Source organism: Corynebacterium sp. NPDC060344, assembly GCF_042725215.1.
Classification (GTDB): domain Bacteria; phylum Actinomycetota; class Actinomycetes; order Mycobacteriales; family Mycobacteriaceae; genus Corynebacterium.
Genome location: NZ_JBHXCS010000004.1, coordinates 108,913 through 125,157 on the forward strand (window position 1 = coordinate 108,913; position 16,245 = coordinate 125,157).

Genomic DNA, 16,245 nt, shown 5'->3' on the forward strand with positions numbered 1-16,245 from the left:
CGGGCTGGGTCGGGGCAGCCATCAACCCTCCAGCGCCGCCGCCAACCCGGACAAGACTTTGATGGCCCCGGCCTTGTCCAGCGGCTCGTTGCCGTTGCCGCACTTGGGCGACTGGATGCACGACGGGCAGCCGGACTCGCACTCGCACGAGGCGACGGCGTCGCGGGTGGCGCGGATCCACGCGCCGAAGGCCTCGAAACCCCGGTCGGCGAAGCCCGCCCCGCCGGGATGGCCGTCGTAGACGAACACCGTCGGCTGCCCGGTGTCGATGTGCAGCGCGGTGGACACGCCGCCGATGTCCCACCGGTCGCACGTCGCCACCAGCGGCAACAGGCCGATCGCCGCATGCTCGGCGGCATGCAGGGCGCCGGGCACGTCGGCGACGTCGACGCCCCACCGCCGCAGCACCGCCGGCGACAGGGTGAAGGCCACGGCGCGGGTCTCCAGCACCTCCGGCGGGTAGTCGAGCTCCACGGAATCGAGCACCTCGCCCGACGGCAGCCGCCGCAGGTACGACGTCACGCGGTGCTCCACCTCGACCTCCACCGACGCGACCTGGATGCCCGGCGCCACGTCGCGCACGACGTCGATCTCCAGGATCCGGATGTCGGTGTCCATCCGCGAATGCGTCGACCACTCCGGGTCCTCCGGGTGCGCCAGCGCCAGCAGCGAGTCCAGGTCGAGGTGGTCGATGACGAAACTCTCGCCCCGGTGCAGGTAGACCGCACCGTCGTGGATTTGCTGCATCGCGCGGCCGACGTCGATGGTGCCCAGCAGCCGCCCGTCGGTGCCGTCGACGATGGCCACGTCCTGCCCGCGCCCGCCGCGCAGATCCACGGCCCCGTGCGCCGAAGCCATGCGCGGGCCGTCGTCGCGGTCGGTGGGGTACCAGCGGTCCCCGCGCCGGCGCAGCCATCCGTCGTCGGCCATTTGCTTTGCGACGCCCATCGCATCCCACCCGGCCAGCACCCCATCCGTCAGCGGCAGCTCGACCGCCGCGCAATACAGGTGGCCGCGCAGGACGTGGGGGTTGGCGGGGTCGAAGACGGTGGCCTCCACCGGCCGGCCCAACAGGGCGGAGGGGTGGTGGACCAGGTAGGTGTCCATTGGGTCGTCGCGGGCGACCATGACCACCAGCGCCCCCTGGCCGCGGCGGCCGGCGCGCCCGGCCTGCTGCCAGAACGACGCCACCGTCCCCGGGAACCCCGCCTGCACCACGGCGTCCAGGCCGCCGACGTCGATGCCCAGCTCCAGCGCATTCGTCGTGGCCACGCCCAGCAGGTCGCCGTCGTCGAGGCGGCGCTCGATGTCGCGGCGGTCCTCGGCCAGGTAGCCCGCTCGATACGACTCGACGCGCCGGCCGACATCGCCGCGGCCGCGCTTGTCCAGGCGCTCCCGCACGCCCATCGCGATCGTCTCCGCCGAACGGCGGGAACGGGTGAAGGTGAGGGTGCGGGCGCCGTCGGCAAGCAAATCCGCCATGATGTCCGCGGCCTCCGTCACCGCGGGCCGTCGCACCGGGGCACCGTTCTCGCCCTGCAGATCCGGCAACAGGCCCGGCTCCCACAGGGCGATGGTGCGCTCGCCGACGGGCGCGCCGTCGTCGAGGACCGCCTCGACCGGCTCGCCGATCAGGCGCGCGGCCTGCGCCGCCGGGTCGGCCGTCGTCGCCGAGGCGAACACCACCGTCGGCTCCGCGCCGTAATGGCGGGCCATGCGCAGCAGCCGCCGCAGCACCAGCGACACGTTCGCGCCGAAGACCCCGCGGTAGGCGTGGCATTCGTCTACGACGACGTAGCGCAGCTTGCGCAGCACCCGCGCCCACCACTGGTGCCGCGCCAGCATGCCGATGTGCAGCATGTCCGGGTTGGTGAAGATCCACCGCGCGCCCTCCCGCACCGCCCGGCGGACGTCCTGCGGGGTGTCGCCGTCGTACGACGCGACGGCGACGGGATGGGGGCCGTCACCGGCATCCCCGCCGCCCCCGGCCGCGGCGCCATCTGCCGTGCCGCCCGCACCATCCCGGCTCTCCCGCCCCCTGCGCACCGCATCGACGGCGAGCTCCCGGGCCGCGGCGAGCTGGTCGGCGCCCAGCGCCTTGGTCGGCGAAAGGTACAGCGCCGTCGCCGCCGGGTCCGCCATGAGTTCGGCGAGCACGGGCAGCAGGTAGCCCAGCGACTTGCCCGACGCCGTGCCGGTGGCCACGACGCAGTGCCGCCCGGCCCGCGCGTGGGCCGCGGTGTCGGCTTGGTGCGTCCACGGTTTTTCGATGCCCCGCTCCGCCAGCGCGGCCAGCAAATGGGGCGGCGCCCACTCCGGCCAATCGGCGGTGCGGCCGGCGCGCGGAGGCAAATCCGCGATGTGCGTGACGGTCGCACGGGGGTGGGCGGAAATCACGGGCTCGAGTAGTTCCCGGCCGAAACCATGCACCTGACCACCCCCTCCGTCGTTTTCGCGGTCATCCGCCGCGGCGCTCGATTACCTTCGTCTACCCCGAAAGCAGAACATTCTGGCGAAACATGGCAGACTGACGAACTGAATCGTCGTCTGTATGGCGGCGCGCTCACGTCCAACAACCTAAAGGGGTACATCAACAATGGCACAGGGCACCGTTAAGTGGTTCAACTCGGAGAAGGGCTTCGGGTTCATCGCCCCGGCCGACGGAGGCAACGACGTCTTCGTCCACTACTCCGAGATTCAGGGTTCCGGCTTCAAGACCCTCGAGGAGAACCAGCCCGTCGAGTTCGAGATCGGCGAGGGCCAGAAGGGCCCGCAGGCCCTCAACGTCCGCGGTCTCTAAGCGACACATCTACATCGGTTGTGGGCGTTCGCGCCTGAGCTGAACAGACGCCGGTCCCGCTGCAGTACAAGCGGGGCCATCGGCCCGTCGTGGAGCACCACCTTCCTGGTGGTCTCCGCGGCGGGCCGTCGTCGTTGCCGGGGCGGGTTGCGGGCTTTCGTGCTTGGCGACGGACCGGCGCCACGGTGGACGGGCCGTCGCAAAGCAATGGCGAAAAAATTCCCGGGCCGCGACAACCCCGCAAAACCGCAGGCCACGCCCCGGTGAGGGGAGACTCACAACCCCCTTGAGGGGGATTCCGGTCACACCCCTATTCGACTGTGCACCGTCCACTCATGTGTACGGTGTCCCATTAGATTCAGGTGAAGGCCATGCGCCCGACCTGGGGCCCGGCACGACGGGCCTCGAACCGACCCCGAAAGTTGCAGGGCAGATTCCAGGTGGCAGACGACAAAGGCACGAAGCGACTCGTCATCGTCGAGTCGGCGACCAAGGCGCGGAAGATCCAGCCGTACCTGGGCGACGACTACGTGGTGGAGGCATCCGTCGGCCACATCCGCGACCTGCCCCGCGGCGCCGCCGACATCCCGGCGAAGTACAAGAAGGAATCCTGGGCCCGGCTCGGCGTCGACGTAGACCACGGCTTCCAGCCCCTGTACCTGGTCAGCCCCGACAAGAAGAAGAAGGTCACCGAGCTCAAGCGGCTGCTCGCCGGCGTGGATGAACTGTTCCTCGCCACCGACCCCGACCGCGAGGGCGAGGCCATCGCGTGGCACCTGCTCGAGGTGCTCAAGCCCAAGGTGCCCGTGCGGCGGATGGTGTTCCACGAGATCACCAAGCCCGCCATCCTCGAGGCCGCCAACAACACCCGCGAACTCGACCAGAACCTCGTCGACGCCCAGGAAGCCCGCCGCATCCTCGACCGCCTCTACGGCTACGAGGTCTCGCCCGTGCTGTGGAAGAAGGTCATGCCGCGGCTGTCGGCCGGCCGCGTGCAGTCCGTGGCCACCCGCGTCATCGTCGAGCGCGAGCGCGAGCGCATGGCGTTCATCTCCGCCGGCTACTGGGACCTCGACGCGACGCTGGACACCGGCTCCGAGCCCGTCGACCGCACCCAGCCGCGGCGCTTCGACGCCCGCCTGTCCTCCGTCGACGGCAAGCGCGTCGCCGCCGGCCGCGACTTCGACGACCGCGGGCAGCTGAAGAAGCCCGAGGGCGTCACCGTCCTGCGCGAGGCCGACGCCCGCGCCCTGGCCGACGGCCTGACCGGCGCGACCCTGTCGGTCGCCTCCGTCGAGGAAAAGCCCTACACCCGCCGGCCGTACCCGCCGTTCATGACGTCGACGCTGCAGCAGGAGTCGGGCCGCAAGCTCCACTTCACCTCCGAGCGCACCATGCGCATCGCGCAGCGGCTGTACGAAAACGGCCACATCACCTACATGCGAACCGACTCGACGACGCTGTCGAAGTCCGGCATCGAGGCCGCCCGCCGCCAGGCCCGCGACCTCTACGGCGCCGAGTACGTCGCCGACGCCCCGCGCCAGTACCAGCGCAAGGTGAAGAACTCCCAGGAGGCCCACGAGGCCATCCGCCCCGCCGGCGAGCGCTTCGCGACCCCCGGCGAGCTGGCCGGGTCGCTCGACGCCGAGGAGTTCAAGCTCTACGAGCTCATCTGGCAGCGCACCGTGGCGTCGCAGATGTCGGATGCGCGCGGCACGTCGATGAAGGTCGTCGTCGCCGGCACGTCGTCGACCGATGGCGGCGCGCGCGAGGTCGAGCTGTCGGCCACCGGCCGCACCATCACGTTCCCGGGCTTCCTCAAGGCCTACGTCGAGGTTTCGCAGCTCACCGACGGCCGCAACGTCGCCGACAACGCCGAGCGCCGCCTGCCGCGCCTCGAGTCCGGGCAGCGGCTCGACGTCGACTCCGTGACCCCCGAGGGGCACTCCACCAACCCGCCGGCGCGCTTCAACGAGGCGTCGCTGGTGAAGAAGATGGAGGACCTGGGCATCGGGCGCCCGTCGACGTACGCGTCGATCATCAAGACCATCCAGGACCGCGGGTACGTCTACTCCCGCGGCAATGCCCTGGTGCCGTCGTGGGTGGCGTTCGCCGTCGTCGGCCTGATGGAGGATTCCTTCGCCGACCTGGTCAACTACGACTTCACCTCCGACCTGGAGGACGAGCTCGACGAGATCGCCGCCGGCACCGAGGACCGCACCCGCTGGCTGTCGGGCTTCTACTTCGGCGACTCCGCCGAGAACGGCTCCGGCGGCGCCGACGTCATCGCGGCGCGCGGCGGCCTGAAGAACATCATCGACGTCAACCTCGAGGCCATCGACGCCCGCCGCGTCAATTCGCTGCACATCTTTGACGACTCCGACGGCAATCCGATCGTCGTGCGCGTCGGCCGCTACGGCCCGTACCTGGAGCGCGTGCGCCCCGGCGCCGGCGAGTCCGGCGCGGATCTGGTGCAGCGCGCCAACGTGCCGGAGTCCATGACGCCGGACGAGCTGGACCTGGAGACGGCCGAGAAGCTGCTGGCCATGCCGCAGGGCGGTCGCGAGCTGGGGCCGAACCCGGATAACGGGCGCATGATCGTCGCAAAGGACGGCCGCTACGGCCCGTACGTCACCGAGGTGGTCACCGACGACGAGAAGTCCGGCGTCGAGGTCAAGGCCGAGGGGATCGTGGCCGAGGAGCGCGCCGCGGAGGACGCCCAGCGCGCCGCCGAGGGCAAGCGCAAGAAGAACTGGGACACCAAGACCGCCGCGAACCAGAAGGCCAAGCGCATCGCGGAGATCGTCGAGGAAACGCTGAAGCCGAAGACGGCGTCGCTGTTCGCCTCGATGGAGCCGTCGACGGTGACGCTGGAGGAGGCGCTGAAGCTCCTGTCGCTGCCGCGCGAGGTCGGCGTCGACCCGTCCGACGGCGAGCTGATCACCGCGCAGAACGGCCGCTACGGCCCGTACCTGAAGAAGGGCTCCGACTCCCGCTCCCTGGCGTCGGAGGAGCAGCTGTTCTCGGTCACGCTCGACGAGGCCCGCCGCATCTACGCGGAGCCCAAGCGCCGTGGCCGCGCCGCCGCGAAGCCGCCGCTGAAGCAGCTGGGCGACAACGACGTCTCCGGCAAGCCGATGACCGTCAAGGACGGCCGCTTCGGCCCCTACGTCACCGATGGCACGACGAATGCGTCGCTGCGCAAGGGCGACAACCCCGAGACGCTCACCGACGCCCGCGCCAACGAGCTGCTGTCCGAGCGCCGCGCCAAGGAGGCCTCCACCGGTGGCCCGGGGGCGAAGAAGGCCGCCAAGCGCGCCACCAAGAAGTCGACGAAGAAGACGACGAAGAAGGCCAGCAAGAAGGCCGCCAAGAAGTCGTCGAAGAAGACCACGAAGAAGTCCACCAAGAAGTCCTAGCCTTCGAGGTCCGCAGCCGGTCCGGGTTCCTGCCCGGGCCGGCTTCTTCGTGCTTTCCGACGCCTGGCCCGCCGGATTGTCTTCCGCACCGTATCTCGCTGCGGCTGGCCGGGCTGGCCCCCGTTGCCGCTGCCGGAGTGCCTGCCGGGCCGGATCTTGCTGCGGCGGCGTCTGAAACTGCACATTTTTGCCGCCCTAAAAACCGCGACCTGGGCTTTTGTGGAGCGGTGGTATCACTTTGCGACGCCTCGGCGGGGAGGCCGTCCCGTCGTCAAGCAGGAAGCAGCGGGGAGCCGGTGCTGTCAGCGAGGTTGGTGGCGAAGTCGGCGCCGACGCAGGCCCGCCGCATCGCCCGCCGCATTGCCCGTCGCGTGTGAAGCGACCACAAAACGTTCGGCCGATTCGAGCCGACCTGGGCTTTTGTGTGGTGGTGGTAGTAGTTTGCGACGCCCCATCCGCCGCCGGATCCTCATCGGGATCAAGCTGGCCGAGCCGCGCCGGCCTTGGTGCGGCTACCTGGTTGGCCCGGGTTGCTGCCCGCCGCGGCGCTCGACGGGTTGCCTGCCGGGCGGATCGCACGGCGGCGGCGTATGAAACTGCACATTTTCGCCGCCCCAAAAATCGCGACCTGGGCTTTTGCGGAGCGGTGGTATCACTTTGCGACGGCCCGGGCGTTGCGACGGGTCGGCGGGGAGGCCGGGCCGTCGTAAAGCAAAAAGCAGCGGGCGGCCTACCTGCGCTCGAAGACGCCGAGGAGGGCGAGGAGGAGGGCGATCTCCGCAAGCCCCACGGCCCCGTACACCGGCTGCAGGACGTTGAACGCGGGGTAGACCAGCACCTCGACGAAAATCCAGATGGTCATGGCGAACCCGGCCACCGCCGCCGCCACCGGCCACAGTGCAGTACGCCGCAGGAGCGTCACGAACGCCCACAGATGGATCGCACCGATGAGCAACAGGCACAAGCCGGGGACGAAATAGGAATCGAACGGCGTCGCACGGATCGCCTCCGGGTCGATCCATTCGCCGCCGGGCCAGATCAACATGGGCACCCCGCCGGCGACGCAGGACACCACGCTGAACATCAGCAGGACCAGCAGCAGCGGGCGCCAGGGCCGCTCGTGCGCCACCGTCCCGCCGGTCATCAGGACCGGTCCGCCATCGTCGGCCGGATCGGCCGCGCCAACTGCGTCATGTGCGTGCGGCCGCGCAGCTCGACGGACTTCAGCGACGTCCAGCGGGACTGCTCGTCCTCGTTGGCCAGGCGCACCGTCGACGCGGTGGCCAGCACCTGCCCGGGAGTGTCCTTGGCCAGGTCAGTGAGGCGGGCGGCCTGGTTCACGGCGTCGCCGATGACGGTGTACTCGAAACGATCGTGCGCGCCGATGTGCCCGGCGACGACCCGGCCCGCGGCGACGCCGATGCCCGCCGACAGCTTCAGGTCGCGCAGCTCCTGGCGCAGCTCGCGGGCGGCGGCCAGGGCGTGGCCGGCGGTGTCGTCCAGCGGCAGCGGCGCACCGAAGACGGCCAGCGCCGCGTCGCCCTGGAACTTGTTGATGATCCCCTTGTTCCGGTGCACGCAGTCGACGACGTGCTCGAAGAACGCGTTGAGCTCGCGGACGACGACCTCCGGCGAGTTCTGCACGGCGAAGGTGGTCGACCCGATGACGTCGACGAACAGCACGGCCACGAGCCGGTCCTCGCCGCCCAGCGTCGGCTTCTCCTCCAGCGCCTTGCGCGCCACCTCCGAGCCGACGTAGCGGCCGAACAAGTCGCGGACGCGCTGGCGTTCCTGCAGCCCGCGCATCATCTCGTTGAAGCCGGCCTGCAGGACGCCCATCTCGGAGCCGTCGTAAATGGGCACGCGGGTGTCGATGTCGCCGCGGCGGACGCGATTGACCGCCCCGGTGAGGTCGCGGATGGGGTCGACGATGCTCATGGTCGCCAGCGTCGTGCCCACCCAGCCGGTCACCAGCGCCATCACGGCAAGCGCGACGATGGCGGGCAGGATGTCGCCGAGGTCGTCGGTGAAGTAGCCGAGGCGCTGGGCCAGCAGCAGAAGCAGGATGGCCACGACGGGCAGGCCGGAGGTCAGCAGCCACGTCTGCTGCAGCCGCTGCCCGATGGGCGGCTCCAGCGACGAGTCGGGCGCGCGGCGGGCCAGCGCTTCGGCGGCGACGGGCCGGACCAGGCGCTCGGCGATGAGGTACGTCATCAGCGCGACGATCGCCCCGCCGAACACCGACGCGATGACCACCACGACGCCGAGGCGCGGCGAATGCACCAGCGCGACGATGCCGAAGCCCAGCACGCCGATGCCCCAGATGATCGCGCCGAGAATCGCCTGGTAGACGGGGATGCGCATGATCAGGTAGCGCACGCGCCGGGGGTCGTGCTTCTCCGGGTGGCGCTGCCAGCGCAGAACGGGTTTGAACAGCATCCAGGTGGTGCCGATGCCGGCGGCCACCGCGGCGGCGAGGTACACCAGCAGGCCGACGAACGCGGGCCCGGGCAGTTCGGTGAATCCGGACAGGCCCTCGAGCGGCAGCAGCACGCCGAGGAACAGGCCGACGCCGACGGCGCCGATGAGGTTGCACAGGAACACCGCCGCCGCGTACGCGGGCCAGGGCGTGCTGCGCAGCCACCGGAGGTTCCTCCACAACCGTTGCATGCCGTCCACCTTATCGCCCCGGGCGGATGGGCGGGCAGGGCGTCCGGTTGCTTTGCGACGGTCCGATCCGCCGCGGCAGCTATCGTGGTCCGCATGGAACAGACCGGGGTTTTCGACCGCGTGACCGAAGCCGGCGGAGTGCGCGCGACGTTGGCGGCGGCTGCCCGTGCGGCGCGGGCGATTGCGGCGGCGGGGGAGGACCCGGCTGCGCGGGCGGCGGCGGACCCGAATGGGGCGATGACGCATTCGTGGCTGTTCACGGGCCCGCCGGGTTCGGGGCGGTCGATCGCGTCGCTGGCGTTCGCGCAGGCGCTGTTGTGCACGGACCCGGACGTGGTGGGGTGCGGGCGATGCCGGGGCTGTACGACGGTGGCGGCGGACACCCACGGCGATCTGATGAACGTGTCCACCGAAGGCTCGGTGATCCAGGTGAAGGTGGTGCGCTCCGAGGTGATCCCGTGGGCGCATCGCCGGCCGACGACGGCGCCGTGGCGCGTGGTGATCATCGAGGACGCCGACCGGCTCAACGATGAATCGGCCAATGCGCTGCTGAAGGCCGTGGAGGAGCCGCCGGAGCGCACGGTGTTCCTGCTGTGCGCGCCGACGACGGATCCGGCGGACTTCTCGGTGACGCTGCGGTCGCGCTGCCGCCACGTGTACGTGCCCACGCCGACGACGCAGGAGGTGGTGGCCGCGCTGCAGATGAACCGGCCGGAGCTCACCGCCGAGCAGGCTGAGTGGGCGGGGACCATTTCCAACGGCCACATCGGCCGTGCGATGGGGCTGGCCACCGACGAGGGCACGCGGGAGTGGCGGTCGCGGGCCCTGGATCTGGTGGAGGCCGTCTTCGACCCGGCCAATGCCTACCTGCGCAGCCGGGAGCTGGCCACGCAGGCGGAAAAGGAGGCCAAGCGCCGCAACGAGAAGAAGGACGAGGCGGAGCTGGAGCACCTGACCAATTCGTTGGGCATGGGCGCGAAGGGAAAGGGCGCGCAGGCCGCGACGCGCGGTTCGGCGGGCGTGATCAAGGAGCTGGAGGAGAACCAGAAGCGCCGCCGCAAGCGCACCGAGTTCGATCTGGTGGACATTGCGCTGATGGACATGGTGGGACTGCTTCGCGACGCACTGCTGGTCTCCTCCGGCATCCCCGCCGATGGAGGCGGCGCCGCTGTCGGAGGGGCCTCGGTCCCAACGCCCATCAATCCCGATCGCCGGCGCACGGCGGCGGAGTTGGCGCGGCGGGTCTCCCCGGAGGGCCTGGTGGCCAGCATCGACGCCGTCATGGACGCTCGCGAGGCCATGGCGCGCAATGTTCGTGCCACCGTCGCCCTCGACGGCATGATGGGCGCGATGCAATTGGCGTGCCGGGTGGGGCAGAGGTAGCGGTGGCCGTCGCAAAGCAATCGCGAAGTGGCCGGTAGGGGGCGGATTTTGGGGCGCGCGGGCGGTGCGTTAAGATTTCGGCGGTAACCACGCGTGCCGTGGCGACCACGCCGCCTTAGCTCAGTCGGTAGAGCGCTTCACTCGTAATGAAAAGGTCGCGAGTTCGATTCTCGCAGGCGGCTCCACCAAAACCCCAGGTCAACCACCCGGTTGGCCTGGGGTTTTCTCGATCTGCGGGGTAGGGGCTGAGGCGGGGCAAGGGATCAGAGGGGCGGCTACTCTTCGACGTCGCCGCCGCGGCGGCCCAAACGGCGCGTCTGCGCCAGGATGTCCTTCTCGATCCGCTGCATGGCGTGAACCTGTTCTTCGAGCATGGCTTCGGCTTCAGACCGGGTTCGAGCGGCATCGAATGCCTCGAAACGTTCGATCGCCTTCGCATCGGCTTGATCCTTCGTGATCCGCCCCGCGTCGTCGAGGACCGGAAAGTCGTTGAAGTCGATGAACTTGTCCGCCTGCTTCTCCCAATCGGACAGCGTCATCTGCTTGCGCTGTTCCGCCTGAAGCTGTGCGTAGTCGAGGAACATCGTGCTCAATCGGTTGAGGGTGCGCATCTCGCCTTCGAGCAGGTAGTTCTTGGCGACGGTGACGTCGCGCTTTCGAACCCTGGCCCCCTTGAAATTGGTTAGTCCCATGTTCGGCTCGCTCGGGTTGGCTCGGAGTACGAGGATCTCGGCAGCGGTTTGACCGGTGACCGCGAAGTGCAGTTTATTCTGAATCCGCCCGAAGAAGACGCGGTTTTGATCCTCCCCCTTCTGGTAGTCCACCGCGGTGGCGATGACGTCGAGGATCTGCGAGTAGAAGCGCGCTTCGGAGGCGCGAATGTCTCGAATCCGCTCGAGGAGTTCGTCGAAGTAGTCCAGGCCGCGGGGGTCCTTGAGCTTCTCGTCGTTCATGGCGAAGCCCTTGACGAGGTATTCCTTGAGGACTTCCGTCGCCCAGGATCGGAACTGCGCACCTCGGGGACCGCGGACGCGGTAGCCGACCGCCATGATTGCGTCGAGCTTGTAGTGGTCGAGCCGACGGCCCCCTTGACCTGGCTCCTTTCGGAATTTCCGAACGACCTCCGCCCGCTCGAGTTCGGCGGTGTTGAAAATCGTCCGAAGGTGCTCGCTGACCGACGATCGAGATACGTCGAAAAGCTCGGCGATTTCCGCCTGGGTCATCCAGACCGAGCCTTCGATCACTCGCAGGTGGACTTCGGTTCTGTCGTCGTCAGTGCGGTAGATGATGAATTCACCCGTGGAGGGGGAGCCGTCGGCCACTATCCCGTCCTTTCGTAGGCGCAGTACACGATCTATCCGTCGTTTTCCGACGAAGTGTCGTCGGTAGTCGCCCCCAGCATCAGCTGGGCATTTGAGGGGGCGGGAATGGGAAACAGGGCATGGACTTCCCGCCGTGCCGGTGGGGATTTCTTGCCTGGCTTCTCGGTTCGGGTGATCGAGATGTCGCAGAGGAGCCACCCGACGAAGTTCGGGTCCTTTTGCAGTAACCGGACCTTGCGCATGAGTTCCTTGCTTGCGTGATAGGCAAGGGACTTCTGCTTGGGGGACTTGAGGTAGATGACCTCTTCGGAGCCTTTCCATCCGTCGAGCTCGAGCGGGGCCTCGAGGTGTTCGGTGGTAATCCGGGGCACTTCCAATGCGTGGACGAGCGTGGTCACCCCGGAGCGCGTCACGTTGGCACGGGTGATGGATCGGCGCCGTTGGCGGATCGTGATCTCGGCGTCGATGTGCTCGTCTCGCATGGATTTCGCGGCGAGGTGAAGTGCCTCGCGAGCCGTCTTCGGTAACTCGTCGAGCGCGGTGGCATCTCCCTCGGAGGTGAGTGCCTCGACGACGGTGCGCAGAGCCTGATCGTCGAGGGTGGTCGGTGGATGGCTGAGATCGAAGCCATCTTCGCCTGTGGCGCCGACATCGGCTGCGTGGGCGGTAGTGCTCAGTTCGATGACGACGGATCCGGGGCTTACGGCCCCGACGAGGACGGGCTGGGCGTGCTCGCCGAGGCTAGTGCGATTCTTACGCTTGTCTTTGCGAATCTTGTCAGCAGCGTCTAATGCGACATGTCGGGTCGCTTCGGCGATTCCGGTGACGATGTTGCCCAGGGCGGTGGCATTCATCGAGTGGCCTTCGACCCCTTCGCCAATGAACCGGAACCGCGCGTGGGCCGTTGAAGGTGCCGTTTCGGATTCGTAGAGCTCGATGAGCTTGGTGTCGTCGGGGTTAACGGATCGGAGGATCTGCTCCAGGGTTTCCGCCGGTGCGCCGTTGGCGAGACTGTCGCGAAGGACTTCGATCAGCAGTTCACTATCGTCGAGGCCATCGGCAGATTTGCCTGCTTCCAACCACCGCTCAAGCTCGGCGCGCCACCCGCCGGGCTGCCGCTCGATGACGCTTCGGGCGTGCACGGCCATGTCGCGTTCGATGAGCTCGTCGAGGGAGAGATTTTGAGGGAACTCCTCGGGGTGGTCCTCAATGTACTGGAGGTGTTCGGCGAGGATACGCTCGGTCTCGTCAGGAGTAGCCATTGATGTTCACCTCCGCGTATCCGCGTCGTGGGTGTGGTTCGAGATCGTAGGACTCGGGTGGGATTGATCGACGGCGTAGCCACCAGTCATCCCAGTAGCCGCGGCCGACCAGGTTCTTCTCCTCCGCAGGGGTTGTGAGGTTCGTTCGCCGATGGTCGCGGGGAATGGGGTAAGCGTCGACGCGCACGTTCATACTACGGGCGAGGATATGCAGGCTGCGGGCATTGAGGAATTGCTGACGTGCGAGGTAGTACTCGTTGTCAATCAGCAACGACATGTCGACGTCGCCAGGTGAGTCCTTGTTGGTGAGGTAGCTGCCGCCGATCCATGCTGCATGAATGGGGGTCAGTTTCCCAACGGCCTCAAGGTACCGCTGTGCCTCGGAGAGAAGTACTTTCCGGTGGCCATTGAATGCCCAGGTTGTCTCGATTTCATCGAACGTCATCGGAAACCGTCCCGGGGGCAATGTCAGGTCAGGCTGAAGCACGAAACTCAAGGACCGCGTCATGGTTCAGTTCTCCTCGTCCGGCGTCTCGCGCCGCGTCGCTACGTACCCGGCGCACGTCTCATCGGTTCCGGCAACGATGATGTCCCGGAGCAGCTCCATGCATTTCCCGCCCGTGGTGGTGAGCATCTTCGCCACCCCTTCTCGTTGGTCTTCGGCGTCGACGAGGAGGCGGGGGTTGAGCAGGTCTATGTCGAGCTTGCTGATTTGAACCTCTCGCCGCGACATTCGCTGTCCGCCGAAAGGCCTCTTCGTGGTTGTGGGGGCGGTCATCCTCCGGACCTTTCGTGTTCGCTTTTCGAGGGCGCTATCGGCGGCTGTGGGTGATGTTGTTTTCCAACATCGAGCCGAGGCGGAGGATTGCAGCGAGGATGCCGCCGAGGATGACGACGACCAGGCCGATCGCCGTAGCTATGCCGGCTCCGGGAGTTCCGTTTAAGAGCTCGAGGATGCCGAAGGCGATCATCATCGCGCCGATGACCATCGTGAGGGTGGAGAGGACTTCGAGCCAACCGCCGGAGCGAAAGAAAGGCTTTCCGTTGGGGCTGGGGATCGGCATGGGCGGCGCCTGCGGCTGTAGGGGCTGCGGCGGGGCGGCCCATCCAGCAGTTTCGGGGCGTGGGGTGGGCTGTTCGGGACGGTTCGGGTTCGGGTTGGTCATGTTGTGGTCCTTTCGTGTTCTCCGCGCTGCTCCCGGGCCAGCTGCGGCGCCTCGGCCGGTATTTGGGGGATGGGCTAGTTCACCAACGCAATCATCGGGGTGCCGTCGTCGAAGACGGTGCAGGTGAACGAGACGCGTTCGGGCACGCCGTAGCCATTGACGAAGTCGGCGGTGCCCTTGTAGCCGTGCGTCGCTTCGGCGTACATCGGGACGTAGTCGGTCCTCTCGATCTCGAGGATCTCGGCCGCACTGGGGTACTTGGCACGTTCGATCACGGCCGCTTCGCACTCGGCCTTTTCCTGCTGTCCGGACCAGTAGAACGCGGCGCCGATGATTCCGCCGATGAGCACCACCGGCGCGACGAGGGCGATGGCCATTCTAGCGGCGAGGGGCCGCTCCTTTGTCAGCTGTGGTGCCGGCTCGGGTGTGGATAAGGCCCAGTCGTCGTTGCCGGTTCGGGCTCGGGGGCTCATGGTGCTTGCCTTTCGTGTTCTCCGCGCCACACGCGGATCAGGTGAGGGGTGACGTCGAGGGCGTGTGCCAGCCCCGCGACGGACGGGGAGATCAGTAGCAGCGTCGCGAACGCGTCAGCGCGCCGCTCGGCTTTGCCGTCCAGCGAATCGAAGCCTGACCGGACGTCGCGGTGGTGGTCGTGGCCGAGCTCATGCGCCAGGACGCATCGCCGGGTCACACGGTCGAGGCCGAATCGCAGGATTATCTGCTGTCGCTCGGGCACCCACAGTCCGTGTGGCCAACCGTCATCGAGCGGCACCTCGTCGACGCGCCGCCCCATGCCGGCGGCCAGTAGGTCAGGGACATCGTGCAGCACGGTGCTCCTTCCGGGGCTGAGGCGGCTTGTTGGGGCGACGGGGTGTCAGTGTTCGGGGCTAAATCATCTCCTGGGCCATGTGCACGCCGGCACCGTCTTCGACGACGACCCAGTCGATGCCCTTGACGCGTTCGTCGTCGCTGAAGCGAACCAGATTGGCGATGGCCGGCGCGGCGCGGTCAGCAAGATCCTGGTCAGCTTCGCGATTGACCTGCAGACGGACGTGCAGACGATCGCCCTTACGCTCGACCCCGTTGACGTATCCGCCCCACAGGCTCGGATCCGTCATGAGGATCTCGGTGAACGACTCGACGGCGAACTGCTCGCGCAGCCAATCTTCTTCGGGGTTCGCACTGGCGGGATCGGATTCCGTCGGTGAGGGCTCTTCGCTGTTCGGGACGGCCGTGGCCGAGGTGGTCTTTTCCTTCTCCTCGGTTTCCCGCTCCTGCTCCATCGACTTCGATGCTTCCTCGGCGCGACTGGACTCAGCCTCACGGGATTTCTCGGCTTCCCGCTCGATCGAGCGTTCAACTGAGGCGGCCTCGCGCTGGGCCTTTTCTTCGGGGCTGGCCGTCATCTCGGCGATAAAGCCGATTCCCAGGAGAACGACGATGGTGATGAACCACCAGCGTTTCCAGATGGGCTTTTTCGGCTTTTGCGGCTTCGCAGGGCGAGCGGCCGTCGGCCGCTCGATTCCGGGCTGGCCATACGGGTTCTCGTACTTCACGGTGCTGGTTCCTCTCTTAAAAGTTCCACTCGTTAACATTCAATCTCAGGGAAAACTCCGACGTCTCTTCGGGGTCAAAGAGTGGGGCTATCTTCCTCAATCGGGTCCGTCTGCGGATGCGCCGCATTTAGGTTCGGGTCGATTCCCGCAGTCGGATCGTCATCATCCACCACGTTCCGGATCGAACGGACTCCACTGTTCGAATCGCACCGGGCCGCCAGGTCACTGACCTTGGCAATTGTGGAATCTTCGAACGGGCTCGCGTCACCATCTGCCGAATTCTGCTCGTCCAGGAGGTCGAAAAGCGAGTTTGTCACGAGGGCGCGGCGCGTCGTGGGACGTCGTCGGGAAGCCGGTCGTTGGCGGCGCGGCGCACGACATCGGCGATGGCACCGTTCTTGCCGACGATTCCCCGCATGCTCTGGCGAAGCGACGCTAAGTCGCCGACGTCGGTAGCCCCCGCAAAAGTGGGGCCGATCCCAGCGGCCGCACGAGTTAAGCATGTGGGTCCCGGAACTGCTCGATCGCGTCGGAATCGTAGTCATCGAGCCGTCGCCCACGTTGACCTGGCTCCTTTCGGAAATTCCGAACAACCTCTGCGAGCTCAGTTTGAACTCTTTGGAGTCCTTTAAGAGTTCGGTCCCTGGTCAGTTAGCCGTCGGCGTAG

General features: G+C 67.6%; 14 protein-coding genes and 1 tRNA gene. 4 read left to right on the top strand and 11 right to left on the bottom strand.

Annotation, left to right across the window (positions count from 1 at the left end; all coding sequences use genetic code 11):
• Positions 1-21 precede the first annotated feature (21 nt).
• Positions 22-2,397 carry a Zn-binding domain-containing protein gene (locus ACFWGD_RS06825; RefSeq protein ID WP_377777853.1) on the bottom strand — a complete coding sequence of 792 codons (2,376 nt, stop codon included), beginning with the start codon at positions 2,395-2,397 and terminating at the stop codon, positions 22-24.
• 199 nt (positions 2,398-2,596) lie between these two features.
• Here ACFWGD_RS06825 and ACFWGD_RS06830 point away from each other — a divergent pair, with 199 nt between their 5' ends.
• Together ACFWGD_RS06830 and topA are read left to right on the top strand one after the other, a co-directional pair.
• Positions 2,597-2,800, top strand: a complete 204-nt coding sequence (locus ACFWGD_RS06830; protein WP_048743413.1) for a cold-shock protein — start codon at positions 2,597-2,599, stop codon at positions 2,798-2,800.
• A 440-nt stretch (positions 2,801-3,240) separates the two neighbouring features.
• A complete protein-coding gene (gene topA, locus ACFWGD_RS06835) occupies positions 3,241-6,219 on the top strand; it encodes a type I DNA topoisomerase (protein ID WP_377777854.1) in 2,979 nt (992 codons plus the stop codon).
• Positions 6,220-6,949: 730 nt separating this feature from the next.
• Here the strand turns inward: topA and ACFWGD_RS06840 are convergent.
• Together ACFWGD_RS06840 and ACFWGD_RS06845 are read right to left on the bottom strand one after the other, a co-directional pair.
• Positions 6,950-7,363, bottom strand: coding sequence for a hypothetical protein (locus ACFWGD_RS06840; protein WP_377777855.1), 414 nt, complete (start codon positions 7,361-7,363; stop codon positions 6,950-6,952).
• Entirely contained in the window at positions 7,363-8,889 is a 1,527-nt protein-coding gene (locus ACFWGD_RS06845) for an adenylate/guanylate cyclase domain-containing protein (protein ID WP_377777856.1), read from the bottom strand. Before ACFWGD_RS06845 ends, ACFWGD_RS06840 begins: the two co-directional genes overlap by 1 nt.
• 93 nt (positions 8,890-8,982) lie before the next feature.
• On the opposite strand from ACFWGD_RS06845, the gene ACFWGD_RS06850 reads away from it, so the two are divergent.
• Both ACFWGD_RS06850 and ACFWGD_RS06855 read left to right on the top strand, forming a co-directional pair.
• Positions 8,983-10,272: a DNA polymerase III subunit delta' gene (locus ACFWGD_RS06850; RefSeq protein WP_377777857.1), complete on the top strand. Its 1,290-nt coding sequence runs from the start codon at positions 8,983-8,985 to the stop codon at positions 10,270-10,272.
• 109 nt (positions 10,273-10,381) lie between these two features.
• Positions 10,382-10,457: transfer RNA gene (locus tag ACFWGD_RS06855), tRNA-Thr, on the top strand.
• 90 nt (positions 10,458-10,547) lie between these two features.
• Here the strand turns inward: ACFWGD_RS06855 and rhuM are convergent.
• The 8 genes from rhuM to ACFWGD_RS06895 all read right to left on the bottom strand — a co-directional run bounded on the left by rhuM (position 10,548) and on the right by ACFWGD_RS06895 (position 15,578).
• On the bottom strand, positions 10,548-11,594 hold the full coding sequence (gene rhuM, locus ACFWGD_RS06860; protein ID WP_377777859.1) for a RhuM family protein: 1,047 nt from the start codon (positions 11,592-11,594) through the stop codon (positions 10,548-10,550).
• A gap of 32 nt (positions 11,595-11,626) precedes the next feature.
• The gene (locus ACFWGD_RS06865) at positions 11,627-12,856 is read right to left on the bottom strand and encodes a hypothetical protein (protein WP_377777861.1); all 1,230 of its coding nucleotides are present in this window, start codon (positions 12,854-12,856) and stop codon (positions 11,627-11,629) included.
• A complete protein-coding gene (locus ACFWGD_RS06870; protein ID WP_377777862.1) occupies positions 12,843-13,364 on the bottom strand; it encodes a DUF6932 family protein in 522 nt (173 codons plus the stop codon). The genes ACFWGD_RS06865 and ACFWGD_RS06870 overlap by 14 nt, the downstream gene beginning before the upstream one ends.
• A gap of 3 nt (positions 13,365-13,367) precedes the next feature.
• Positions 13,368-13,634 carry a hypothetical protein gene (locus ACFWGD_RS06875; RefSeq protein ID WP_377777863.1) on the bottom strand — a complete coding sequence of 89 codons (267 nt, stop codon included), beginning with the start codon at positions 13,632-13,634 and terminating at the stop codon, positions 13,368-13,370.
• 34 nt (positions 13,635-13,668) lie between these two features.
• The gene (locus ACFWGD_RS06880) at positions 13,669-14,022 is read right to left on the bottom strand and encodes a hypothetical protein (protein WP_377777864.1); all 354 of its coding nucleotides are present in this window, start codon (positions 14,020-14,022) and stop codon (positions 13,669-13,671) included.
• Positions 14,023-14,096: 74 nt separating this feature from the next.
• A complete protein-coding gene (locus tag ACFWGD_RS06885) occupies positions 14,097-14,495 on the bottom strand; it encodes a hypothetical protein (RefSeq protein ID WP_377777865.1) in 399 nt (132 codons plus the stop codon).
• The gene (locus tag ACFWGD_RS06890) at positions 14,492-14,851 is read right to left on the bottom strand and encodes an ImmA/IrrE family metallo-endopeptidase (RefSeq protein WP_377777866.1); all 360 of its coding nucleotides are present in this window, start codon (positions 14,849-14,851) and stop codon (positions 14,492-14,494) included. The genes ACFWGD_RS06885 and ACFWGD_RS06890 overlap by 4 nt, the downstream gene beginning before the upstream one ends.
• A gap of 58 nt (positions 14,852-14,909) precedes the next feature.
• Positions 14,910-15,578 (bottom strand): hypothetical protein, encoded by a 669-nt coding sequence (locus ACFWGD_RS06895; protein ID WP_377777867.1) that lies wholly within the window; start codon positions 15,576-15,578, stop codon positions 14,910-14,912.
• Between the last annotated feature and the right edge of the window lie 667 nt (positions 15,579-16,245).

Excerpts from the sequence above, each read along its gene's own strand:
- ACFWGD_RS06830 (WP_048743413.1), top strand. The coding sequence starts at position 2,597 with ATGGCACAGGGCACCGTTAAGTGGTTCAACTCGGAGAAGGGCTTCGGG.
- ACFWGD_RS06840 (WP_377777855.1), bottom strand. The coding sequence starts at position 7,363 with ATGACCGGCGGGACGGTGGCGCACGAGCGGCCCTGGCGCCCGCTGCTG.
- ACFWGD_RS06845 (WP_377777856.1), bottom strand. The coding sequence starts at position 8,889 with ATGCAACGGTTGTGGAGGAACCTCCGGTGGCTGCGCAGCACGCCCTGG.
- ACFWGD_RS06850 (WP_377777857.1), top strand. The coding sequence starts at position 8,983 with ATGGAACAGACCGGGGTTTTCGACCGCGTGACCGAAGCCGGCGGAGTG.
- ACFWGD_RS06865 (WP_377777861.1), bottom strand. The coding sequence starts at position 12,856 with ATGGCTACTCCTGACGAGACCGAGCGTATCCTCGCCGAACACCTCCAG.
- ACFWGD_RS06870 (WP_377777862.1), bottom strand. The coding sequence starts at position 13,364 with ATGACGCGGTCCTTGAGTTTCGTGCTTCAGCCTGACCTGACATTGCCC.
- ACFWGD_RS06875 (WP_377777863.1), bottom strand. The coding sequence starts at position 13,634 with ATGACCGCCCCCACAACCACGAAGAGGCCTTTCGGCGGACAGCGAATG.
- ACFWGD_RS06880 (WP_377777864.1), bottom strand. The coding sequence starts at position 14,022 with ATGACCAACCCGAACCCGAACCGTCCCGAACAGCCCACCCCACGCCCC.
- ACFWGD_RS06885 (WP_377777865.1), bottom strand. The coding sequence starts at position 14,495 with ATGAGCCCCCGAGCCCGAACCGGCAACGACGACTGGGCCTTATCCACA.